This is a genomic window from Rhizobium sp. WYJ-E13 (assembly GCF_018987265.1).
GTDB lineage: Bacteria > Pseudomonadota > Alphaproteobacteria > Rhizobiales > Rhizobiaceae > Rhizobium.
Genome location: NZ_CP076853.1, coordinates 1,381,421 through 1,405,110 on the forward strand (window position 1 = coordinate 1,381,421; position 23,690 = coordinate 1,405,110).

Annotated in this window: 20 protein-coding genes; 18 read left to right on the forward strand and 2 right to left on the reverse strand. The window is 59.8% G+C overall.

From position 1 onward, the window contains the following. The first annotated feature begins 164 nt into the window (after window positions 1-164). The 4 genes from KQ933_RS06995 (at window position 165) to KQ933_RS07010 (ending at window position 4,099) form a co-directional block, all read left to right on the forward strand. Entirely contained in the window at window positions 165-1,463 is a 1,299-nt protein-coding gene (locus KQ933_RS06995) for an efflux RND transporter periplasmic adaptor subunit (protein WP_216757968.1), read from the forward strand. A gap of 12 nt (window positions 1,464-1,475) precedes the next feature. Beyond that, complete coding sequence (locus KQ933_RS07000; RefSeq protein ID WP_216757969.1) at window positions 1,476-2,192, forward strand: ABC transporter ATP-binding protein; 717 nt, start codon at window positions 1,476-1,478, stop codon at window positions 2,190-2,192. Then, window positions 2,182-3,384: an ABC transporter permease gene (locus KQ933_RS07005; RefSeq protein ID WP_216757970.1), complete on the forward strand. Its 1,203-nt coding sequence runs from the start codon at window positions 2,182-2,184 to the stop codon at window positions 3,382-3,384. The genes KQ933_RS07000 and KQ933_RS07005 overlap by 11 nt, the downstream gene beginning before the upstream one ends. Before the next feature lie 100 nt (window positions 3,385-3,484). Further along, window positions 3,485-4,099, forward strand: a complete 615-nt coding sequence (locus KQ933_RS07010) for a GntR family transcriptional regulator (protein WP_216757971.1) — start codon at window positions 3,485-3,487, stop codon at window positions 4,097-4,099. Between the two features lie 49 nt (window positions 4,100-4,148). Here KQ933_RS07010 and KQ933_RS07015 read toward each other — a convergent pair whose 3' ends face one another. Continuing rightward, a complete protein-coding gene (locus tag KQ933_RS07015; RefSeq protein WP_216757972.1) occupies window positions 4,149-4,961 on the reverse strand; it encodes a ferredoxin--NADP reductase in 813 nt (270 codons plus the stop codon). Window positions 4,962-5,312: 351 nt separating this feature from the next. Here KQ933_RS07015 and pcsA point away from each other — a divergent pair, with 351 nt between their 5' ends. From pcsA to KQ933_RS07085, 14 genes are all read left to right on the forward strand, one after another. Next, window positions 5,313-6,038 carry a phosphatidylcholine synthase gene (gene pcsA, locus KQ933_RS07020; protein WP_216757973.1) on the forward strand — a complete coding sequence of 242 codons (726 nt, stop codon included), beginning with the start codon at window positions 5,313-5,315 and terminating at the stop codon, window positions 6,036-6,038. A gap of 11 nt (window positions 6,039-6,049) precedes the next feature. Continuing rightward, complete coding sequence (locus KQ933_RS07025) at window positions 6,050-7,030, forward strand: quinone oxidoreductase (protein ID WP_216757974.1); 981 nt, start codon at window positions 6,050-6,052, stop codon at window positions 7,028-7,030. Window positions 7,031-7,069: 39 nt separating this feature from the next. Then, the gene (locus KQ933_RS07030; RefSeq protein ID WP_216757975.1) at window positions 7,070-8,638 is read left to right on the forward strand and encodes an ABC transporter ATP-binding protein; all 1,569 of its coding nucleotides are present in this window, start codon (window positions 7,070-7,072) and stop codon (window positions 8,636-8,638) included. Continuing rightward, on the forward strand, window positions 8,628-9,713 hold the full coding sequence (locus tag KQ933_RS07035) for an ABC transporter permease (RefSeq protein ID WP_216757976.1): 1,086 nt from the start codon (window positions 8,628-8,630) through the stop codon (window positions 9,711-9,713). The genes KQ933_RS07030 and KQ933_RS07035 overlap by 11 nt, the downstream gene beginning before the upstream one ends. Next, window positions 9,710-10,630, forward strand: a complete 921-nt coding sequence (locus KQ933_RS07040; protein WP_216757977.1) for an ABC transporter permease — start codon at window positions 9,710-9,712, stop codon at window positions 10,628-10,630. Before KQ933_RS07035 ends, KQ933_RS07040 begins: the two co-directional genes overlap by 4 nt. A gap of 54 nt (window positions 10,631-10,684) precedes the next feature. Further along, entirely contained in the window at window positions 10,685-11,761 is a 1,077-nt protein-coding gene (locus tag KQ933_RS07045) for a BMP family ABC transporter substrate-binding protein (RefSeq protein ID WP_216757978.1), read from the forward strand. A gap of 148 nt (window positions 11,762-11,909) precedes the next feature. Next, window positions 11,910-12,872 carry a galactofuranose ABC transporter, galactofuranose-binding protein YtfQ gene (gene ytfQ / locus KQ933_RS07050; RefSeq protein WP_216757979.1) on the forward strand — a complete coding sequence of 321 codons (963 nt, stop codon included), beginning with the start codon at window positions 11,910-11,912 and terminating at the stop codon, window positions 12,870-12,872. A gap of 119 nt (window positions 12,873-12,991) precedes the next feature. After that, window positions 12,992-14,515: a galactofuranose ABC transporter, ATP-binding protein YtfR gene (ytfR, locus tag KQ933_RS07055; protein WP_216757980.1), complete on the forward strand. Its 1,524-nt coding sequence runs from the start codon at window positions 12,992-12,994 to the stop codon at window positions 14,513-14,515. Further along, window positions 14,512-15,522: an ABC transporter permease gene (locus KQ933_RS07060; RefSeq protein ID WP_216757981.1), complete on the forward strand. Its 1,011-nt coding sequence runs from the start codon at window positions 14,512-14,514 to the stop codon at window positions 15,520-15,522. The genes ytfR and KQ933_RS07060 overlap by 4 nt, the downstream gene beginning before the upstream one ends. After that, window positions 15,519-16,487, forward strand: a complete 969-nt coding sequence (gene yjfF / locus KQ933_RS07065; RefSeq protein ID WP_216757982.1) for a galactofuranose ABC transporter, permease protein YjfF — start codon at window positions 15,519-15,521, stop codon at window positions 16,485-16,487. Before KQ933_RS07060 ends, yjfF begins: the two co-directional genes overlap by 4 nt. Before the next feature lie 13 nt (window positions 16,488-16,500). Next, complete coding sequence (locus KQ933_RS07070; RefSeq protein ID WP_216757983.1) at window positions 16,501-17,274, forward strand: FadR/GntR family transcriptional regulator; 774 nt, start codon at window positions 16,501-16,503, stop codon at window positions 17,272-17,274. Window positions 17,275-17,440: 166 nt separating this feature from the next. Continuing rightward, on the forward strand, window positions 17,441-18,802 hold the full coding sequence (gene glmU, locus KQ933_RS07075) for a bifunctional UDP-N-acetylglucosamine diphosphorylase/glucosamine-1-phosphate N-acetyltransferase GlmU (protein WP_216757984.1): 1,362 nt from the start codon (window positions 17,441-17,443) through the stop codon (window positions 18,800-18,802). Between the two features lie 107 nt (window positions 18,803-18,909). Beyond that, entirely contained in the window at window positions 18,910-20,736 is a 1,827-nt protein-coding gene (glmS, locus tag KQ933_RS07080; RefSeq protein ID WP_216757985.1) for a glutamine--fructose-6-phosphate transaminase (isomerizing), read from the forward strand. A 122-nt stretch (window positions 20,737-20,858) separates the two neighbouring features. Continuing rightward, window positions 20,859-21,545, forward strand: coding sequence for a DUF502 domain-containing protein (locus KQ933_RS07085; protein ID WP_216757986.1), 687 nt, complete (start codon window positions 20,859-20,861; stop codon window positions 21,543-21,545). Here the strand turns inward: KQ933_RS07085 and recG are convergent. After that, window positions 21,542-23,647 (reverse strand): ATP-dependent DNA helicase RecG, encoded by a 2,106-nt coding sequence (gene recG / locus KQ933_RS07090; protein WP_216757987.1) that lies wholly within the window; start codon window positions 23,645-23,647, stop codon window positions 21,542-21,544. The two genes, KQ933_RS07085 and recG, sit on opposite strands and share 4 nt — an antisense overlap. Between the last annotated feature and the right edge of the window lie 43 nt (window positions 23,648-23,690).

Here is a 23,690-nt window from a genome sequence, read left to right on the forward strand (position 1 = left end):
CTTTCGCTGACTGCGCCATCCAGCTGTTTCCTTACGAATATTTCATGTTTTTCAGCCGCATTTCCGTGCCATCGTCAGGGCATCGGTAATGTTGGGTTCATCTTCGGCATGATTATCTCGGCCTGAATAAGGGCTGATATGGCGAAGCATATATCGAGGATTAGATGGACAATTTGGAGGCTGGTAAAGATACCGGTTCCGTAACAGGCGCAAACGCCGACCTGGCTGCCGTGCTTGCTGCCGGTCGGCAGCGCAGGGGGCGTCGCTGGCGTGGCCGGATGATCGTCCTGGTGCTTTTGATCCTTGCCGCTGCGGCTGCTGCCTTCTTCTACATGGGCCGAAGCCGCGCCGAGTTCAGCTACGCGACCCAGCCGGTCAAGCGCGGCGACCTGACGGTGCTCGTCACTGCCACGGGTTCGGTCCAGCCGACCCAGCAAGTGGATATATCGAGCGAACTGTCGGGCACGATGCGCGACGTCAATGTCGACTATAACAGCACGGTTAAGGCAGGTGATGTTCTGGCCGTACTCGATACGAACAAGCTGGAAGCCGACGTGAAGAGTTCCCGCGCCAAGCTCAATTCGGCAAAAGCCAATGTGGTCAAGGCGAATGCCGATCTGCAATCGGCCGCGACCTCGCTCGACCGTCTGAAGAGCCTCGTCAAAAGCAATGTCTCCACTCAACAGAGCCTTGACGACGCGACCTACAAATATGACTCCGCTGTGGCCGCCAAGGATATCAACGAGGCCGACGTGCTGGCCTCCGAGGCTAACTTGCAGCTTGCCGAGGTCAATCTCGGCAAGGCGAAGATCGTCTCGCCGATCGATGGCGTGATCCTGACCCGCTCGGTCGATCCCGGCGCAACGGTCGCTGCCTCACTCTCGGCGCCCGTGCTTTTTACCATCGCCGGCGATCTCAAGAAGATGGAACTGCAGGTGGATGTCGATGAAGCCGATGTCGGCCAGATCGCCGTCGGCCAGAAGGCGACCTTTACGGTCGATGCCTATCCGGATCGCACTTTCCCTGCCGTCATCGAGCAGATCCGCTTTGCCTCCGAGGTGGTCAACAATGTCGTCACCTACAAAGCGGTCCTTTCGGTCGATAATGCCGACCTGCTGCTGCGCCCCGGCATGACTGCGACTTCAGACATCACTGTCGATGCCGTCAAGGATACGCTGATGGTCCCGAATGCGGCCCTCCGCTACACCCCGCCGCAGACGGAAACGCGTGACGGCCGCAGCATCTTCAGCCTGTTCCGCCCGCCTCGCCTGTCCCGCAGCGGTGGTGGTGGCGATTCCAAGCTGACCGGCACCCAACGCCGCGTCTGGGTGCTTCGTAACGGCCAGCCTGCGCCGGTGGTGATCCAGGTGGGATCTTCCGATGGCCAGTTCACGCAGGTTACCTCCGGCGAGCTTGCCGAAAATGACGCAATCATCACCGATACCGCGGCGCGGACGAACTGACGGGAGGCGATGATGGAACGCCCGCCGCTTCTGGAATTCAGACACGTCTCGAAAATTTACGGCGAGGGTGCTGCGGCCATCCGCGCGCTCGATGATGTTGACCTTTCGATCCGCACGCATGAATTCGTCGCGATCATGGGGCCGTCCGGCTCCGGCAAGTCGACGGCGATGAATATCCTCGGCTGCCTCGATGTGCCGACTTCGGGCGAGTATGTTTTTCAGGGAATTTCGACAGGCGGCTTCGATCGCAGCCAGCTGACGCTTCTGCGCCGCCATATGTTGGGTTTCGTCTTTCAGGGCTTCAATCTCTTGTCGCGGACTTCGGCGGTCGAGAATGTCGAGCTGCCGCTGATCTATCGCGGCATGGCGGTCGGCGAGCGACGCAAACGGGCGAGGGAAGCGCTCGGCCTCGTCGGTCTGTCTGGCCGGGAGAACCACAAGACGCAGGAGCTCTCCGGTGGTCAGCAGCAGCGCGTGGCGATCGCCCGCGCCATCGTCACCGAGCCTGCTGTGCTGCTCGCCGATGAGCCGACCGGCAATCTCGACACCAAGACCAGCATGGAGATCATGGATCTGATGACGCGGCTGAACCGCGAACAGGGCATCACCATCGTCATGGTCACGCATGAGTCCGATATCGCCGCATATGCGGGGCGCTTGCTGCGTTTCGTCGATGGCAAGCTGGAAACCGAGGTGGAGCAACGGCAGAGGGCGGAACATGTTCTTTGAAACCTTGAAGCTGGCCCTGCGCGCTATCAACCGTAATCTACTGCGTTCCTTTCTCACCGTACTCGGCGTCGTCATCGGCGTTGCCGCCGTCATCGCGCTCGTTACCATCGGCAATGGCACGACGGCGCAGGTTTCGACCGAGCTTTCCCGGCTCGGTACCAATATGCTCTTCGTGCGCCCCGGCCAGTTCGGTCCGGGCCGCGCCAGCTCCGAGGCTCGGCGCTTCACGCTGAAGGATGTCGAGGCGATCCGCGATCAGGTCCCAGGCCTGCGGGCTGTAGCGCCATCCAACCAGTCGACGGCGACCGTTATTTTCGGCGGCCAGAACCATTCCACCACCGTTTACGGCACGACCAACGACTATTTCATCGCGCAGGACTGGGATCTGGCGCTCGGCCGCAATTTCACGCCGGCCGAAGAGCGCGGCCAGTCGCGCTGCATCATCGGTGAGACTGTACGCGAGCAGCTTTTCGGCGCTGCCGATCCGACCGGCCTGCAGATCCGCGTCGGCAGGGTTTCCTGCCCTGTTATAGGCGTGTTGGCGAAGCGTGGCCAGTCCGGCATGGGCAACGACCAGGACGATGCCGTTATTATGCCGGTCAAGGTTTTCCAGCGGCGCATCAGCGGCAGCTCCAATGTGCCGACGATCCTCATCTCGGCGCGCGACGGTGTCTCGACATCGAAGGTGCAGACCGACGTCGAGAACCTGTTGCGCGAGCGCCGCAAGATCATCCCTGGCCGTCAGGACGATTTCAATGTCAACGACATGACGCAGATCGCCGAAGCGATGACCGGCACGACGACGCTGCTGACCGGCCTGCTCGGCGCAGTCGCTGCCGTCAGCCTACTCGTCGGCGGCATCGGTATCATGAACATAATGCTGGTGTCGGTGACGGAACGCACGCGCGAGATCGGCATTCGCCTTGCGATCGGCGCGCTTGAAAATCAGGTGCTGACGCAGTTCCTCGTCGAGGCTGTTGCCCTGTCGCTCTTCGGCGGCATAGCTGGCATCATGCTCGGCCTGACACTTGCCTACGCTACGGTCAGCTTCCTCAACGTGCCCTTCGTGGTCAGCCCGCTCATCATCTTCATCGCCTTCGTCTTTTCGGCAGCGATCGGCATGATCTTCGGCTTTTTTCCGGCGAGGCGGGCGGCTCAGCTCAATCCGATCGAGGCATTGCGCCACGAGTAGGGGGTGCTTTCGCGTTCTGCATGACTTTGATATATCAGGATAACTTGTCTTCGCCGTCTAACCGTGCCAGTATTGATATATCAGTCTCGGATTCGCCCGCATGCACGAATCGCTAAGCCATCTCGCCTATCTGGCGCTGGAGCACGCTATTGTGACGCTGGCTTTGACGCCTGGTGCGTTGGTGACGGAAAAACAGCTCATCGATCTTGCAGGCCATGGCCGCACACCGGTGCGCGAGGCAATCCAGAAGCTTGCCTGGCAGGGCCTGATCGTGGTGAAGCCGCGCGTCGGCCTGCAGATTGCCGAAATCAATGCCGAAGACCATGTCAATGTCATGCAGGTGCGCCGCAAGCTGGAGCCGGTGGCAGCAGCGCTCGTTGCCGACGCGGCCAACGAGGAGCAGAGATCCAGCCTCGTCGCCTGTGCCCGCGCGATGGAAGAATGCGCTGCCGGCGGCGATTTAGCGGGCTTCTTTGCCGCCGACAAGGCCTTTGATGAAATCCTTGAAGATGCCTGTCCTAACCGCTTCATCACGGCGGCGCTGGGGCCGGTCCAGACCCATTCTCGCCGTCTGTGGTATTCGACCGCCAATCCTGAACGAATGGATCGGTCCATCTTTCTCCACGTCGCAGTGATCAAGGCTATTTATCAGGGTGAGGTCGCGCAGGCGCGCGAGACCATGGCCGATCTCATCGATTATCTGAGCCAAAAATAGAAACGGCCCCGTTTCCGGAGCCGTTGTCTAGAAAATCTGTGTCGCAGCCTCAGCCGACGAAGGCGCGCTCGATCACGAATTCTGCGGGCTTGCTGTTGGCGCCTTCTTCGAGCCCGGCCTTTTCCAGAAGCTCCTTCGTGTCCTTCAGCATGGCCGAAGAGCCGCAAATCATGCCGCGGTCAACAGCCGGATCGATCGGCGGAACGCCGAGATCGGTGAAGAGCTTGCCGGACGAGATCAGGTCTGTGATGCGGCCGCAATATTCGAAATCTTCGCGCGTCACAGTCGCATAGTGGCGCAGCTTATCGCCGACCACTTCCTGGAGGAGCTCGTCATTCCGGATCTCTTGGATGAGATCGAAGCCGTACTTCAGCTCGGAAATTTCGCGCGTCGTATGCGTGAGAATGACTTCGTCGAACTTCTCATATGTTTCCGGATCGCGGATGAGGCTCGCAAAAGGCGCAATGCCCGTGCCGGTGGAGAACATGTAAAGACGCTTGCCGGGTGTCAGGGCATCGAGAACCAGCGTGCCTGTCGGCTTCTTGCGCATCAGAACCTGGTCGCCCGGCTTGATGAGCTGCAGATGCGAGGTCAGCGGACCATCCGGCACCTTGATCGAGAAGAACTCGAGCTCTTCGGCCCAAGCCGGGCTTGCGATCGAATAGGCGCGGAAGACGGGCTTGCCGTCGACCATGAGGCCGATCATCGCGAATTCGCCCGAGCGGAAACGGAAGCCATCCGGCCGAGTCATCGTGAAGCGGAAGAGCCGGTCGGTATAATGCGTCACACTCAGCACTGTCTCGGCATAGACGCCGGCAGGGATAGCGGAAGCGAATTCTTCGGTCTTTGCAGGAGCGTTCATTTCGATATCGGGCTCGTCGTTCGCAGGATAATCATCGGCATGCGAGGCAGATATTACAAAACCCCGCTAAATTAAAGGCAATCCATTCCATCGCATGGCTGAGGAGCGAAATATGCATGTCACGGTCAGGATTCAGTGGCCTGTGGCAAACTGTCGCTTTTGCGCTGGCTAAGCTATTCAAAGGATGCATATTAAAGCATGTCGCGCAAAAGTGTTCATGCGGTTTTGCGACAACGACATGCGTCAAACAAAGACCTGAAGCGTGGCGAGCGATCTGAAAGATCGTGGCGCGTTTCAAGAAAAAAACGACGCCCGCCGCGGCGCGGGGCGCGACAGGTTGTACGGGGGAACATGAAAATCTTCAATTACAAGCGCGTTCCTTACGCGGAAATGCGTGCATTCTCCGTCCATATTCTGACGGCCTCCGGTTCTTTTCTCGCATTTCTTGGCGTGGTTGCCGCTGCCGAGCACCGTTTCATCGACATGTTCTGGTGGCTGGGCCTTGCGCTTCTGGTCGATGGCATCGATGGACCGATCGCCCGCAAGGTGCGTGTCAAGGAAGTACTGCCGAATTGGTCGGGTGATACGCTCGATAACATCATCGATTACGTCACCTATGTGCTGCTGCCGGCCTTCGCGCTCTATCAGAGCGGCATGATCGGCGAGCCCTGGTCTTTCGCCGCCGCCGGCATGATCGTCGTGTCGAGCGCCATCTATTATGCCGATATGGGCATGAAGACGGAGGAGTATTTCTTTTCCGGTTTCCCCGTCGTCTGGAACATGGTGGTCTTCACGCTCTTCGTCATGCACGCGGGCGAGATGACGGCCTTTATCGTCGTCACCGTCTCCGTGGTCCTGACCTTTTTGCCGATCAACTTCCTGCATCCCGTGCGCGTCCAGCGCCTGCGACCGCTGAACCTCGGCATCTTTCTGCTGTGGTCGGCGCTCGGTGCCTATTCGCTGTTGATGCATTTCGACATGCCGCAATGGGCCATCGTTCTCTTCATCGTCAGCGGCGTCTATCTTTACGTCATCGGTGTGGTGCTCCAATTCTTCCCGGCGCTCGGACGCAAGTGAGGCAGACACAGATGGCAAAGACGAAGGCAGTTTCTTTCTCCAGAAACGGTGGACCCGAGGTTTTCGAATATGTCGATATCGATCTGCCACCACCCTCGGAGGGTCAGGTGCAGATCCGTCAGGAAGCGATCGGCCTGAATTTCATCGATGTCTATTTCCGGGATGGCACCTATAAGGCGCCGCATCTGCCCTTCGTAACCGGCAAGGAAGCCGCCGGCGTCATCACGTCGGTCGGCCCCGGTGTGACCGATTTTGCCGCGGGCGACCGCGTTGCCTATGCCAGCGCCGACGGCGCCTATAGCGCCGAACGCAATATCGAGACGAAACATCTGGTGAAGGTACCAGAGGGCATCAGCCTGAAAACTGCGGCCGCCATGATGCTGAAGGGCATGACGGCCGAATACCTCCTGAACCGCACCTTCAAGGTCGGTCCCGAGACGGTGTTGCTGTTCCATGCTGCAGCCGGCGGCGTCGGCCTCATCGCCGGCCAGTGGGCGAAGGCGCTCGGTGCAACCGTCATCGGCACGGCAGGCTCCGCGGACAAGGTCCAACTGGCGCTGGACCATGGCTACGACCATGTCATCAATTACAGGACTGAAAATTTCGCCGAACGCGTGCGGGAAATCACCGCCGGCAAGGGCGTCGACGTGGTCTATGACTCGATCGGCCGCGATACTTTCCCGCAATCGCTGGATTGCCTGAAGCCGCGCGGTCTCTTCGCCTCCTTCGGCCAATCCTCTGGCGCCATTGAGAATTTCACCATGGCGCACCTCGCCCAACGGGGTTCGCTCTATGCCACGCGCCCGACGCTCTATACTTATATTGCTTCGCGTCAGGAACTGACCGATTGTGCAAACAATCTATTTGATGTTGTGCGTAGCAACAAAGTGCGTATCAATATCAATCAAACCTATCCGCTGCGTGAGGTTGGGCGGGCTCACACGGATCTGGAAACAAGAAAAACAACCGGAACGACGCTGCTGATTCCATGAGATCCAAACGGACCGGTCGGCAGAAGAAATGAGGGGAACGTGTCGCCATTGAATGTGCCGGCTTCCGGCGCGTTGTTATCGGTGCAGAAGCTGACCAAATTCTTCGGTAGCTTTGCCGCCTGCAATGAAATCGATCTCGATATAGCGCCGGGCGAAATTCATGCGCTTCTCGGTGAAAATGGCGCAGGCAAATCCACACTGGTCAAGATGCTGTTCGGCGTTCTGGAGCCGACGGACGGACAGATCCTGTGGGAGGGCAGTCCGGCCACGATCACGTCGCCGGGCGAGGCCCGCAAGCTCGGCGTCGGCATGGTCTTCCAGCATTTCTCGCTCTTCGAAGCGCTGACCGTTGCCGAGAATATCGCGCTTTCCCTCGATGACAGCATCCCGATCGGCAAGATCGCAGAGGAGGCGAGGGCACTGTCGCAGGCCTATGGCCTGCCGCTCGACCCGCATGCCCATGTCGCCGATCTCTCGGTCGGAGAACGTCAGCGCATCGAAATCGTCCGCGCCCTGTTGCAGAACCCGAAGCTCATCATCCTTGACGAGCCGACCTCGGTGCTGACGCCGCAGGAAGCTGACAGGCTCTTCGAAACCCTCTTCAAGCTGCGTGCAGAGGGTCGCTCCGTCCTCTATATCAGCCACCGCCTGGAAGAGGTGCAGCGTATCTGCGATCGCGCCACGGTCATTCGCCACGGCCGCGTGACCGGCGCCTGCGATCCCAAACAGGAGACGCCCGCTTCTCTCGCCCGCATGATGGTGGGCAGTGAGGTTGCAGCCGTTACCCATCCCGAGCGCAACGACAAGGGCGAGGTGCAGCTTGCCGTCTCGAACCTCTCCGTCTCCGCGCGCACACCCTTTGCCATGCCGCTGCGCGACGTTTCCCTGACGGTGTGCTCGGGAGAAATCCTCGCAATCGCCGGTGTGGCCGGCAACGGACAGAGTGAACTTTTCGATGCTCTGTCCGGCGAATATCCGGTGTCGTCTGCCGAAGCGATCATTATCAGAAAGAAACCGGTCGGTACGCAGGGCATCACCGCCCGACGCCTGCTCGGTGCCGGCTTCGTGCCGGAGGAGCGGCATGGCCATGCGGCCGTCTCCGCCATGAAACTCTCCGACAATCTGGTACTGGCCCGCAGCCAGTCGGACCGAAAGGCCTTTCTCGGCGTCCTCGGCATTATCAGGCAGGGCGCGGTGAAATCCGCCGCACGACGCATTTCAGAGGCGATGGACGTGCGCAAGAGCGGCGATGATCCCGCCGCGGGTTCGCTCTCCGGCGGCAACCTGCAGAAATTCATCGTCGGTCGCGAACTCGACCGCCAGCCGGCGGTTCTCGTCGTCAATCAGCCGACCTGGGGCGTCGACGCCGGTGCCGCAAGCCGCATCCGCCAGGCCCTTGTCGATCTTGCAAAAGCCGGTTCGGCCGTCGTCGTCATCAGCCAGGATCTCGACGAGATCTTCGAAGTGGCGACCGATATCGCCGTCATTTCCGAAGGACGGCTTTCCAGGCCCTATCCGGCTGACGAATTGACGCGCGAAAAGATCGGTCTGCTGATGGGTGGCCTGCATGAAGGCAAGCATGCCGCGGAGGCTGTTCATGCGCATTGAGCTTGAAAAGCGCCCGCAGGTCTCGAAACTCTACGCCTTCATTTCACCACTTCTTGCTCTCGTCCTGACGCTGATCGCAGGCGCGATCATGTTCGCCATGCTCGGCAAAGATCCGGTCGAGGCGCTCGACGCCTTCTTCGTCGAGCCGCTTCTGGAAGTCTGGTCGCTGCATGAGCTGGCGATCAAGGCAGCCCCGCTGATCCTGATCGGCGTTGGTCTCGCCGTCTGTTATCGCTCCAACAACTGGAATATCGGCGCTGAAGGCCAGTTCACCATCGGCGCGATCACCGGTTCCTATATCCCGATCATATTCTACGACTGGCATTCGCCGCTGGTGCTGCCGCTGATGCTTATCCTGGGCGCGCTTGGCGGCGCGCTGTTTGCCGCCATTCCGGCGCTCTTGAAGGCGCATTTCAACACCAACGAGATCCTGACGTCGCTGATGCTGGTCTATATCGCCCAGCTCTATCTCGACTGGCTGATACGCGGTGCATGGCGCGATCCGAAGGGCTTCAATTTCCCGGTCTCGCGCGATTTTGCGCCGGAGGCGATCGTGCCGGCGATCTGGGAAGAATCGGGCCGTGCCCACTGGGGTTTCATCTTCGCCATCGTCGCGGCTGTTCTCGTCTGGTTCATGATGCGCTTCACGCTGAAGGGCTTCGAGGTCATCGTGCTCGGCCAGTCGGAACGGGCAGGGCGCTTTGCGGGCTTTTCATCCAAGAGGATGATCTGGTTCAGCTTTCTCTTCTCCGGCGCGCTGGCCGGCCTTGCCGGCATTTGCGAAGTCTCGGGCTCGATCGGTCATCTGCAGCCGGCGATCTCGCCGGGTTACGGCTTCACCGCCATCATCGTTGCCTTCCTCGGTCGTCTCAATCCGCTCGGCATCATCGCTTCGGGTCTGGTGCTGGCGCTGACTTATCTCGGCGGTGAGGCCGCACAGCTTTCGATCGGTGTTTCCGACAAGGTCACACGCGTCTTCCAGGGGTTGATCCTCTTCTTCGTGCTCTCTTGCGACACGCTGATCTATTACAAAATCCGCATCCTCTGGTCGCGGGCAAGGGGTGGCGCGGCATGAGCATCTTCGAAGCCATTCTTTTGACGGTTATCACCGCCTCCACGCCGCTCGTCATCGCAGCACTCGGCGAACTCGTAACGGAGCGCTCCGGCGTTCTCAATCTCGGCGTCGAGGGCATGATGATCATGGGTGCGGTCGCCGCTTTTGCCGGCGCGCAGATATCGGGTTCGCCCTATGTCGGCATCATATGCGGCATCGTCGTCGGTGCGCTTTTCTCATCGCTCTTTGCCTTCCTGACGCTGACGCTGGTTGCAAACCAGGTGGCGACCGGCCTGGCGCTGACCCTTCTCGGTCTCGGTCTGTCCGGCCAGTTGGGCGAGGCCTATGTCAGCGTGCCCGGCATCCGGCTGGAGGAGATCGTCATTCCGTTCCTCTCCGATATTCCTGTTGTCGGCCCGGTTCTCTTCAAGCAGGATTTCATCTTCTACCTGTCGATCGCGCTCGTCTTCGGCGTGAGCTGGTTCCTGTTCCGCAGCCGTGCCGGGCTGAAGCTCAGAGCGATTGGCGACAGTCACGGCTCCGCTCATGCGCTTGGCATCCATGTCATCCGCACGCGATATCTGGCTGTCATGTTCGGCGGCGCCTGTGCCGGTCTTGCCGGCGCACAGCTCTCGCTCGTCTATACGCCGCAATGGGCGGAAAACATGTCTGCCGGCCGCGGATGGATCACGCTGGCGCTTGTCGTCTTCGCCTCCTGGCGCCCATGGCGGGTCTTTGCCGGCGGTTATCTCTTTGGGGCGGTCACGATCCTGCAGCTCCACGCTCAGGCTTTCGGTCTCGGCATTCCCTCGCAGTTCCTCTCGATGCTGCCCTACGCCGCGACTATTGTGGTTCTCATCATCATTTCTCATAATCGGCGCACGACGTTGATCAATACGCCCGCGTCGCTTGGAAAAGCCTTCGTACCGGAGCGATAGAACAAGAACTGAGAGATGGGTTTCCGGAAAATCTTCAAACCAACAGGGGTCATCATGAAGAAGTTCGCACTCACACTTGCCGCATCGGCTGCAGCCGTGATCGGCATCTCCTCCGCCGCCGAGGCAGCGGACAAGACTAAGGTCTGCTTCGTCTATGTCGGTTCTCACACCGACGGCGGTTATTCGCAGGCACACGATCTGGGTCGCCAACAGGTCCAGGCCGAATTCGGAGACAAGATCGAAACGCCTTATCTCGAAAACGTTCCGGAAGGTCCGGATGCCGAACGCGCCATCGAGCGCCTTGCCCGCTCCGGCTGCAAGCTGATCTTCACGACGTCTTTTGGCTTCATGGACGCGACGGTCAAGGTTGCTGCCAAGTTCCCGGACGTCAAGTTCGAGCACGGCACCGGTTACAAGACCGGCCCGAATCTTGCCACCTACAACTCGCGTTTCTATGAAGGCCGTTACATCCTCGGCCAGATCGCCGCCAAGACCTCGAAGAACCACGGCGCTGCCTACATTGCCTCCTTCCCCATTCCGGAAGTCGTGATGGGCATCAACTCCTTCGAGCAGGGCGCCAAGTCGATCGACCCGAGCTTCAAGCTGAAGGTCATTTGGGTCAACACCTGGTTCGACCCGGGCAAGGAAGCCGACGCCGCCAAGGCCATGATCGACCAGGGCGTCGACGTGCTGACCCAGCACACCGACACGACCGCGCCGATGCAGGTTGCCGAAGAGCGCGGCATCCACGCCTTCGGCCAGGCATCCGACATGATCGCAGCTGGCCCCAAGGCGCAGCTCACGGCAATCGTGGACACCTGGGGCACCTACTACTCCAAGCGCGTCCACGCGCTGCTGGATGGCACCTGGAAGTCCGAGCAGAGCTGGGACGGTTTGAAGGACGGCATTCTCAAGATGGCGCCATACACGAACATGCCCGACGACGTGAAGAAGATGGCTGAGGAAACCGAAGCCAAGATCAAGTCCGGCGAACTGCATCCCTTCACCGGTCCGATCAACAAGCAGGACGGCACGCCCTGGCTGAAAGCCGGCGAAAAGGCTGATGACGGCACGCTTCTCGGCATGAACTTCTACGTCGAAGGCGTGGACGATAAGCTGCCGGCGCAGTAAGAAGAGTTTGTAACTCGCAGTTGCGAAAAGGCGCTCTGAAAGGAGCGCCTTTTTTGCTGCAGTGCATACCAAAATGCTCATTTACAAAAGTATTACTATATGATTTTTTGACCCTGCGCCGCGAGACGCGGCATTGGGAGAGGAAATCATGAAATTAAAGACTGCACTTTTGAGTGCCACGATTCTGGCTGCCTGCATGTTTGGTTCAGCTTCGGCTGCTGGCCTGACCGTCGGTTTCTCGCAGATCGGCTCAGAATCGGGCTGGCGTGCGGCTGAGACGACCGTGACCAAGGAGCAGGCCAAGAAGCGCGGTATCGATCTGAAGTTTGCCGATGCGCAGCAGAAGCAGGAAAATCAGATCAAGGCTCTGCGCTCCTTCATTGCTCAGGGCGTTGACGCCATTCTCATTGCTCCTGTTGTCGAAACCGGCTGGGACGACGTTCTGAAGGAAGCCAAGGAAGCCAACATTCCGGTCATCCTTCTCGACCGTACCATCAAGGCTCCTGACGATCTCTATCTGACGGCTGTTACCTCCGACCTGGTCCATGAAGGCAAGGTCGCCGGCGACTTCCTGGTCAAGACCGTCGGCGACAAGAAGTGCAATGTCGTCGAGCTGCAGGGCACGACCGGTTCGTCGCCGGCCATCGCTCGCAAGAAGGGCTTCGAAGAGGCCCTTGCCGGCCACGATAACCTGAAGATCGTCCGCAGCCAGACCGGTGATTTCACCCGCACCAAGGGCAAGGAAGTCATGGAAAGCTTCCTGAAGGCCGAGAACGGCGGCAAGGATATCTGCGCTCTTTATGCCCATAACGACGACATGGCGGTTGGCGCCATCCAGGCGATCAAGGAAGCTGGCCTGAAGCCGGGCAAAGATATCCTCGTCGTCTCTATCGACGCCGTGCCCGATATTTTCATGGCCATGTCCGAAGGCGAGGCCAATGCAACGGTCGAGCTGACGCCGAACATGGCAGGCCCGGCCTTCGATGCGCTCGAAGCATACCTGAAGGACAAGAAGGCTCCGCCGAAGTGGATCCAGACCGAGTCCAAGCTCTATACGCCGGCTGACGACCCGATGAAGGTCTATGAAGAGAAGAAGGGTCAGGGCTACTGATTTGAACCTGGAGCCGCACCGGTCCATCATGGACCGGTGCGGAACTGCCGGTGCCGGGCGGGCGTCATGCCTGGTTTTGGCGCAGGCGCAAGGCGCAATATCAGGAAACAGCAGCCCTCATGGTTCACAATTTCGAGAATATTCTCGCAGCCTCGGCCATATCGAAATTCTTTCCCGGCGCTATCGCCCTGGACAAGGTGGATTTCACGCTGCGCCGTGGCGAGGTTCATGCCTTGCTCGGCGAAAACGGCGCCGGCAAATCGACGCTCATCAAATGTATGACCGGCGCCTATCGCCGCGATGCCGGAAGCCTGACGCTGGAAGGTCACGAGATCGATCCGGCCGATACTCTGGCCGCCCAGAAGCTGGGCATCGGCACCGTCTACCAGGAGGTCAACCTCCTCGCCAATCTCAGCGTTGCGGAAAACCTCTTCCTCGGCCGCCAGCCGAAGCGCTTCGGCATGATCGATGCCCGGACCATGAACAGGAATGCTCGTGAGCTTCTGGCAGGCTATGGCCTGGACATTGATGTCACAGCGCAGCTCGATCGCTTTTCGGTCGCTGTCCAGCAGATCGTGGCGATCGCGCGTGCCGTCGATCTCTCCGGCAAGGTTCTCATCCTCGACGAACCAACGGCAAGTCTCGATACGCATGAAGTCGAGATGCTGTTCGGTATCATAAATGACTTGAAGAAGCGCGGATTAGGTATTGTCTTCATTACGCATTTCCTCGAACAAGTCTACGCAGTCAGCGACCGCATCACCGTGCTGCGCAATGGCCGGCTTGTCGGTACGCATGAGGCAGCCGAACTGCCGCGCCAGAACCTGATCGCCATGATGCTCGGGCGCGAGCTCGCCCAGACAGAGCATGCCGCCAGGGAACACACCATTGCCGCCGGCGAGGTCAGATATTCTTTCGAGGGTTTCGGAAAGCGGGGAAAGGTGAAGCCCTTCGATCTCGACGTCCGTGTCGGCGAGGTCGTCGGTGTCGCAGGGCTTCTTGGCTCGGGGCGTACGGAAACAGCCGAGCTTCTCTTCGGCATCGAAAGCGCCGATAGCGGTGTCGCAAGGATCGATGGAAAGCCTGTGACGCTTTCCAGTCCTCGTACGGCGATCGGCAAGGGCTTTGGCTTCTGCCCGGAAGACCGCAAGACGGACGGCATTATCGGCGACCTGTCGATCCGAGAGAATATTGCGCTTGCGCTGCAGGCCCGCCGCGGCTGGGCGCGACCGCTTTCACGCGCCGAACAGAATGCGATTGCCGACGAATATATCAAGGCGCTCGATATCCGCACGACCGACCGTGAAAAGCCTATTCGGCTGCTGTCCGGCGGCAATCAGCAGAAGGCGATCCTTGCCCGCTGGCTCGCCACGAATCCGGATTTCCTGATCCTGGACGAACCGACCCGCGGCATCGATGTCGGCGCCCATGCCGAGATCATCAAGCTGATCGAGCAGCTTTGCGCCAGGGGCATGTCGCTGATCGTCATTTCCTCGGAGCTGGAGGAACTGGTTGCCTACAGCTCGCGCGTCATCGTGCTGCGCGACCGCGAACATATCGCTGAATTGACCGGTGAGCGCATTACCGCTGCCGGTATCGTCGACGCCATTGCTGCGGGCGACAAACGAACGGAGGATGCATGACTGCCTCGCTGAAGGTGCTGGGCTTTCGTCTTGCGCCGCAATTGATTGCGCTTTTGGTTGTTCTTCTTTTGAATTTCAGCTTCTTCCCGCAATTTCTTGATGTAATTGTTCAAAATGGCCGGCTCTACGGAAGCATCATCGATGTGCTCAATCGCGGCGCACCCGTGGCGTTGCTCGCCGTCGGCATGACGCTTGTAATCGCCACCAAAGGCATCGACCTCTCAGTCGGCGCGATCATCGCGATTTGCGGCGCCGTTGCAGCCTCGTCGATCGTCGAAGGCAATTCGCTTGCCTATACCCTGGCACTCACTGTTGTCATCGGTCTGCTCTGTGGCTTCTGGAACGGCTTTCTTGTTGCCATCCTCAATATCCAGCCGATCATCGCGACCCTCGTTCTGATGGTCGCCGGCCGTGGGATTGCCCAGCTCATCACCGAAGGTGCCATCATGACCTTCAACGATGACGGATTGATCTTTCTCGGCAGCGGTTCCTTCGCCTTCCTGCCTATGCCCGTCGTCATCTGGCTGGTCGTCGCCCTGCTGGTCATCCTGCTGGTCCGCCGCACCGCGCTCGGCATGCTGATTGAAGCCATCGGCATCAACAGACGCGCGAGCACGCTCTCAGGCGTACAGACGCCGGTGCTGCTGATGGCGGTCTATATGCTGAGCGGCCTCTGCGCTTCCATCGCAGGCATCATCGTCGCCGCCGACATCAAGGGCGCTGACGCCAACAATGCCGGCCTCTGGCTGGAACTCGATGCCATCCTCGCGGTGGTCGTCGGTGGTAACTCGCTGCTCGGTGGCCGCTTCAGCATCATCGGCTCGCTGATCGGTGCAATGATCATCCAGGCGGTCAACACCGGTATTCTGCTTTCCGGCTTTCCGCCGGAGTTCAATCTCATCATCAAGGCGATCATCATCATCGTCATTCTGGTCATCCAGTCGCCGGCCATGCAATCGCTGACCAGCTTCCTGACCCGCCGGACGGACGCAGGGGGGCGCAAATGAATACCAAATACTTGCCGCTCCTTGCGACGATCGTCATCTTCGTGCTCGCCTATGCGGTTTGCACGCTGCAATATCCGAACATCCTGTCGACGCGCGTCATCGGCAACCTGCTGACGGATAACGCCTTTCTCGGCATCGCCGCCGTCGGCATGACGTTCGTCATCATCTCCGGCGGTATCGATCTGTCGATCGGGTCCGTCATCGCCTTCACAGGCGTCTTCTTGGCCGTGATCCTGCAGAACACCAGCATTCATCCGCTGGCCGCCTTCGCAATCGTTCTCATCATCACCACGGCCTTCGGCGCGGTCATGGGCATGATCATCCATTTCCTGCAGATGCCGCCGTTCATCGTGACGCTTGCCGGCATGTTCCTTGCCCGCGGCATGGCCTATGTCCTGTCGATCGACAGCATTCCGATCAATCACGAATATTATTCGACGCTGACCAGCCTTTACTACCGTCTGCCTGGCGGCGGACGGCTGACGCTGATCGGCGGTATCATGCTGATTGTCTTCGCAGCGGGCATATTCATCGCGCATCGCACCCGCTTCGGGACGAATGTCTATGCGCTGGGCGGTGGCGTGCAGACGGCGCAGTTGATGGGCGTTCCGATAGCGCGCACGACGATCCAGATCTACGCCCTGTCGGGTTTCCTGGCGGGTCTATCCGGAATCGTTTTTTCCCTATACACCTCAGCAGGATATTCTCTTGCGGCGGTGGGCGTCGAATTGGATGCCATTGCGGCAGTCGTCATCGGAGGGACGCTGCTGACAGGAGGAGCAGGATTCGTGGCAGGGACCTTCATCGGTCTGCTGATCCAGGGGCTCATTCAGACTTACATCACTTTCGACGGTACGCTGTCGAGCTGGTGGACAAAAATCCTGATTGGCTTGCTGCTTTTTGCATTCATGGTAATGCAGAAGGCCATCCTTTTCCTTTCCAGTCTGAACAGGAGATATGGCTAGGAGGAGTATCGTATTGCGCAACAGACCGCTTGAAACCCGTAAGGCAGGGCGAAGAACCCGAACAAGCCACGCGCATGTCGTCGATGAACTCGGAAAGGGAATCGTCGCCGGCACCTATCCCGTCGGCACGATCCTGCCTGGAGACGGGGAACTGGCGCAGCGCTTCAAGGTCTCCCGCACGGTGTTGCGTGAAACGATGAAGACGCTCGCCGCCAAGGGCATGGTCGTTGCAAAGGCGCGCGTCGGTACGCGTGTGACGGAAAAGAACTTCTGGAACATGTTCGATACCGAAATCATATCCTGGCATTTCGCCAATGGTGTGAGTGAAGAATTCCTCCTGCAGCTTTACGATATCCGCCTCGCTTTCGAACCCTTCGCCGCCGGCCTCGTGGCAGAGCGCGCAAATCCGGCCGAGATCGAATTGCTACGCGGCCTGGCGCTCGATATGGCTGCAAGCGGCCACACGTCCGAAAGCCTCGCGCTTGCCGACCTGCGTTTCCACCTCGCCGTGTCCGAAGCTTCCCACAACCCGTTCATGCGTACACTCGGCGGGCTGATCGAGGCAGCACTCGTCGGCATGTTCCGCATGAGCACTCCGCCATCCCAGAGCGGTTTCGCCAACATCGCCGAGACCCATATGCGCATCGTCGATGCCATCGCCGCAGGCAATGCCGCTGCCGCACGCAAGGCGATGGAAGACGTCATCGTCGAGGGCAGGGAGCACGTCCACGAAGCCTTCTCAGCGCTTGCCGAGCCCATCGTTTCCCTGCCGATTTCGTCTTTTTGAAGCCTCGCCTTACTGCTATGAGCGGCAGAACAGCCGATTACAGCGCCGCGCGTCTTTTGAGACGCGCAAAGGACGCTGTAACACTTTAAATTGCTGCGTAATTTTATCCTTAAATCGATTCTGATTTAAGGAATTATGCAGTAGCAATGGATTCTCGGAGTCTGCCATGGAACGCACCTGCCTTGCCGTCATTCTCGCCGCCGGTGACAGCACGCGAATGAAATCCACAAAGTCCAAGGTGCTGCATCAGGTGGCCGGTCGGCCGATGATCGCCCATGTCGTCGATGCGGTAGCAGCAACCGGAATTTCCTCCGTAGCCCTCGTCGTCGGCCGCGATGCCGAGAGGGTGGCGAAGGCTGCCGATATCGGCGGTGTGAAGATCCAATCCTATTTACAGGAGCAGCGCCTCGGCACCGGCCATGCCGTTCTCGCCGCCTGTGAGGCGATTGCCGAGGGTTACGACGATATCCTCGTCACCTATGGCGATGTGCCGCTGCAGACCGCCGGCCCGCTGCTCGAAGCGCGCAAGGCGCTGGCCGAAGGCAGCGACATCGTCGTCATCGGTTTCCACACGGACCGCCCGACCGGCTATGGGCGCCTGCTCGTCAAGGACGGCGAGTTGATCGCCATCCGCGAGGAAAAGGATGCGACGGATGCCGAGCGCACCGTCAAGTGGTGCAATAGCGGCCTGATGGCGATCAATGGCCGCAAGGCCCTCGACCTTTTGTCGCGGATTGGCAACAGCAATGCCAAGGGCGAATATTATCTGACCGATCTCGTGGAGATCGCCCGTTCGCTTGGTGGCCGCGTCACTGCTGTCGATGCGCCGGAAATCGAAATGACCGGCTGCAACAATCGCGCTGAACTTGCCGGTATCGAGCGCTTCTGGCAGGAGCGTCGCCGCCGTGAATTGATGCTCTCGGGTGTGACGATGATCGCCCCGGAAACGGTCTTCCTCTCTTATGATACCGTTATCGGCCAGGATGCGCTGATCGAGCCGAATGTCGTCTTCGGCCCAGGTGCTGTCATCGATAGCGGCGCGGTGATCCATGCTTTCTCGCATATCGAAGGCGCGCATGTGAGCGAAGGTGCAATGGTCGGTCCGTTTGCACGGCTGCGCCCGGGCGCTGATCTCTCGGCCGGTTCTAAGGTCGGCAATTTCTGCGAGGTCAAGAACGGCAAGATCGGCGAGGGCGCCAAGGTCAACCATCTGACCTATATCGGCGACGCCGTTATCGGATCAGGCACCAATATCGGCGCCGGTACGATCACCTGCAATTATGACGGGGTGAACAAGTTCGAGACGATCATCGGCAAGGATGCCTTCATCGGCTCGAATAGCTCGCTGGTCGCCCCGGTGTCGATCGGCGATGGCGCCTATATCGCCTCGGGCAGCGTCATCACGTCAGATGTGCCAGCCGAGGCGCTCGCCTTCGGCCGCGCTCGGCAGGAAATCAAGCCCGAGCGGGCCAGACTTCTGCGCGAACGGGCGCTCGCCATCAAGGCGGCGAAGAAGGCCAAGGCCTGAGCCTCCTTCCGTAACCGGCGGAAACCGAAAGTGACCGCCGTACCAATTGAGAAATAAGCGAGAATCGCTAGGAGTGGCCTCAGGATTGAAGGCCGAGGGACGTTTGCATGTGCGGAATTGTGGGGATCGTTGGAAATGCGCCGGTTGCGGGCCGTCTCGTTGATGCGCTGAAGCGGCTGGAATATCGCGGTTACGATTCCGCCGGTGTCGCCACGATCCATGAGGGCGTGATGGATCGCCGCCGCGCCGAGGGCAAGCTCTTCAATCTGGAGAAGCGCCTCGACAGCGAGCCGCTTCCGGGAACGACCGGCATTGCCCACACGCGTTGGGCAACCCATGGCGTGCCGAACGAGACCAACGCTCACCCGCATTTCGTCGAGGGTGTTGCGGTGGTCCATAACGGCATCATCGAAAACTTCTCCGAACTGCGCGATGAACTGAGCCACGAAGGCGCTGCCTTTCAAAGTCAGACCGATACGGAAGTCGTCGCCCACCTCATGGCGAAATATCTGCGCGAAGGCCTGTCGCCGCGCGAAGCGATGCTGAAGATGCTGAACCGCGTCACCGGCGCCTACGCGCTTGCCGTCATGCTGAAGAGCGACCCCGACACGATCATGGCCGCCCGCTCCGGCCCGCCGCTTGCCATCGGTTATGGCAGGGGCGAGATGTTCCTGGGATCGGATGCCATCGCGCTGTCGCCCTTCACCAATGAGATCACCTATCTTGTCGACGGTGATTGGGCCATAATCACCCGCGATAGCGCGACCGTGCTCGATTTCTCCGGCAAGGTGGTCAAGCGCCCGCGGCAGATCTCTCAGGCGACCGCCTATGTCGTAGACAAGGGCAATCACCGCCACTTCATGGAAAAGGAAATCTACGAGCAGCCGGAGGTCATCTCCCACGCGCTTAGTCACTATGTGGATTTCGCTGCCAATACGATCAGTCCGAATGCATCCGCCATCGATTTCAAGGCAGTGACCGGTCTTGCCATTTCGGCCTGCGGCACTGCATATCTTGCCGGCTTGATCGGCAAATACTGGTTCGAACGATATGCGCGCCTGCCGGTCGAAATCGACGTCGCCTCGGAGTTCCGCTACCGCGAAATGCCGCTGCAGCCTTCGCAGGCAGCTCTCTTCATCTCGCAGTCGGGTGAAACCGCCGATACGCTGGCCTCGCTGCGCTATTGCAAGGAAAACGGCCTGAAGATCGGCGCCGTCGTTAACGTCCGGGAATCGACCATTGCCCGCGAAGCCGATGCCGTCTTCCCGATCATGGCCGGCCCGGAAATCGGCGTTGCCTCCACCAAGGCCTTCACCTGCCAGCTTGCCGTGCTTGCCTCGCTGGCGATCGGTGCCGGCCGTGCGCGCGGCACCATCAGCGCCGACGACGAGAAGGCGATGGTACGCCATCTTGCGGAAATGCCGCGCATCATGAGCCGCGTCCTCAATCTCATCCAGCCGCAAATGGAAGGCCTGTCGCGCGAACTCTCCAAGTGCAAGGACGTGCTCTATCTCGGCCGCGGCACCAGCTTCCCGCTCGCCATGGAAGGCGCGCTGAAGCTCAAGGAAATCTCCTATATTCACGCCGAAGGTTATGCTGCCGGTGAGTTGAAGCACGGACCGATCGCATTGATCGACGAAAATATGCCCGTCATCGTCATCGCGCCCTATGACCGTTTCTTCGAAAAGACCGTGTCCAACATGCAGGAAGTCGCAGCTCGTGGCGGCCGCATCGTCTTCATCACCGACGAGAATGGTACAGCCGCCTCGAAGCTGCCCACGATGGCGACGATCACGCTTCCGAACGTCGATGAGATCATCTCGCCAATGATCTTTTCGCTGCCGATCCAGCTGCTTGCCTATCACACGGCAGTCTTCATGGGCACGGACGTGGACCAGCCGCGCAATCTCGCGAAATCGGTGACTGTGGAGTAAGCTTTCAGGGTTGAAACATGTTGTGCGATAAGGCGAATTCTGGCAGTTTTGAGCCTGCGGACACAGGGGGAAGGCTGGTTCGTCGGCCTGTCTGAAGACTGAAACGGAGTTCATCAGAAAAGATGACCGAGAAGGCTCCCCGAGTGCCGGTCGCGATGCGGCTGAGGAATAATTTTCTCGCCGGACTTATCATCTGCGCACCGATCGCGATCACCATTTGGCTGACCTGGACCTTCATCCATTGGTCGGATAGCTGGGTGCGGCCCTATATCCCGGCGCGCTGGAATCCCGAGAGCTACATAAACTTCGCCATTCCTGGTTTCGGTCTGTTGATTGCCGTGGTGCTGATCACCATCGTTGGATTCCTCGGCAAGAACCTTATCGGCCAGAGCATTGTCCGCTTCGGCGAATCCATCGTGCATCGCATGCCGCTGGTGCGTACCGTCTATAGGAGCGTCAAGCAGATCTTCGAAACGGTGCTGAAGGAACAGTCGAACTCCTTCAAGAAGGTTGGCCTCATTGAATATCCGGGACCGGGCCTCTGGGCGCTGGTCTTTGTCGCCACCGATGCCAAGGGCGAGATCGGTTCGAAGTTCAATGCAATGGGACAGGATATGGTCGCCGTCTTCCTGCCGCCGACGCCGGTGCCGACGGCGGGCTTCCTCATCTTCGTGCCGCGCGAGAAGATCGTCATGCTCGATATGAGCCCGGAAGATGCCGCCAAGTTCCTGATATCGGGCGGCCTCGTTGCCCCGGAACATCTGCCGGTCGTGCGTCCCAAGCCGAAAGCGATCTCCAAGGTCGACTAGCCAGCTCGCAGGAAGCGGATCGCTTCGTCGCGGCGGAAGAGGTAGAGCAGGGTGCGCACTGCCTCGCCGCGTTCGCTCGTCAGGTCCGGATCGCGCTCGATCAGATAGGCGGCGTCCTTGCGGGCGATTTCCAAGAGATCGGCATGCGCCTCGATACTGGCGATACGAAACCCCGGCGTGCCTGACTGACGTGTGCCGAGAAGCTCGCCTTCGCCTCTGAGCTTCAGATCCTCCTCGGCAATCCGGAAGCCGTCCTCGGTCTCGCGCATGATCGAAAGCCGCGCATGGCCTGTTTCACCGAGCGGCCCCTTATAAAGCAGGATGCAGGTGGAAGCCTCGTCGCCACGGCCGACACGACCGCGAAGCTGATGCAGCTGCGCCAGGCCAAAACGCTCGGCATGTTCGATCACCATGATCGTCGCATCCGGCACGTCGACGCCGACTTCGACGACGGTCGTCGCCACCAGCAACCGTAATTCGCCGCTCTTGAAGGCGAGCATGACCGCATCTTTCTCCGGTCCGCTCATCCGCCCGTGAATGAGGCCGATGCCGGGACCGAGTGCCGAAACGAGCGTCGCATGCCGCTCCTCAACCGACATCAGATCCAGCTCTTCGGATTCCTCGACCAACGGGCAGATCCAGTAGGCCTTCTTGCCTTCCGCCAGCGCGCTCTTGAGGCGGCCGACGATCTCACCGGTCCGCTCGGTCGGAACTGTGATCGTCTGGATCGGCTTTCGACCCGCCGGCTTCTCCATCAGCTTGGAGACATCCATGTCGCCGAAGGCTGCCAGCACCAGCGTGCGTGGGATCGGTGTTGCCGTCATGACCAGCATATGCGGCGAGATGCCCTTTGCCGTCAGCCGCAGGCGTTGGTGCACGCCGAAACGGTGCTGCTCGTCGACGACAGCCAGCATCAGGTTCTTATAGTTGACGCTATCCTGGAAGAGCGCATGCGTGCCGATGATGATCTGCGCTTCGCCCGACGCAATGCGCTCGAGAATATCCTCTCGCTCACGGCCCTTGGTTCGGCCCGTCAGCACTTCGACGCCAAGGCCCGCCGTATCAGCAAATTTCGAGATCGTTGCATGATGCTGGCGCGCGAGGATTTCGGTCGGCGCCATCAGCACGGCCTGTCCGCCGCTCTCGATGACAGCAGCCATCGACAGCAGCGCAACCAGCGTCTTGCCGGAACCGACATCGCCCTGGAGAAGCCGCAGCATGCGTTCATCGCCAGCCATGTCCCTCAGGACGTCGGCAACAGCCTCGGTCTGGCTGCACGTCGGAGAAAAAGGAAGGCTTTGCAATATCTTGCCGCTGACTTCTCCAGTAGCGTGTACGGGTTGTCCAGCCACTTTGCGCAGCCGTTGGCGCACCAGCGCAAGCGATAGCTGGCCGGCCAGAAATTCGTCATAGGCAAGCCTGCGACGGGCAGGGGTCTGCGGATCTATGTCAGAAGTGTCTCGCGGCTCGTGCAGCATATGGAAACTGTCGCGGATAGAGGGCAACCCCTGCTTCTGCGCCAGCGAAAGATCGATCCATTCCGGCAATTCCGGCATGCGCGGCAGCGCCGCCTCGATGATCTTGCGCAGCGTCTTCGGCGAAAGCCCCGCCGTCAGCGGATAGATCGGCTCGACCAGCGGTAGGTTCTCACCCTCGCTTGCCTTCACGATATAGTCGGGGTGAACCATCGAAGCGCGGCCGTTGAACCAGTCGACCTTGCCGCTGACCGTTACGTCCTCGTCGATCGGAAGCTGTTTCTCCAGCCAGGCGGCCTGTCCGCGGAAGAAGACGAGCGATAGCTCGCCGGTCTCGTCATGCAGGAAGACCCGGTAGGGAACGTTGCGATTGCCGCGCGGTGGCGCCTGATGCCTGTCCACACGCGCCGTAATCGTCACGATCGCGCCTTGCGGCGCGCGGGCGATCCCCGGCTGGTTGCGCCGGTCGATCAGCGAATGGGGCGCATGGAACAGCAGGTCGATGACTCGGCAATCCTCGGGCGTCTCGCGTCCGAGCAGCTTGACGAAGAGCTCCGAGATCTTCGGGCCGACGCCTGGAAGGCCCGAGACGGGAGAAAACAGCGGATCGAGAATGGCGGGGCGCATGGGCGCCAAAATGCGATGAACAATAGGGCCTTGGCAAGGCTGA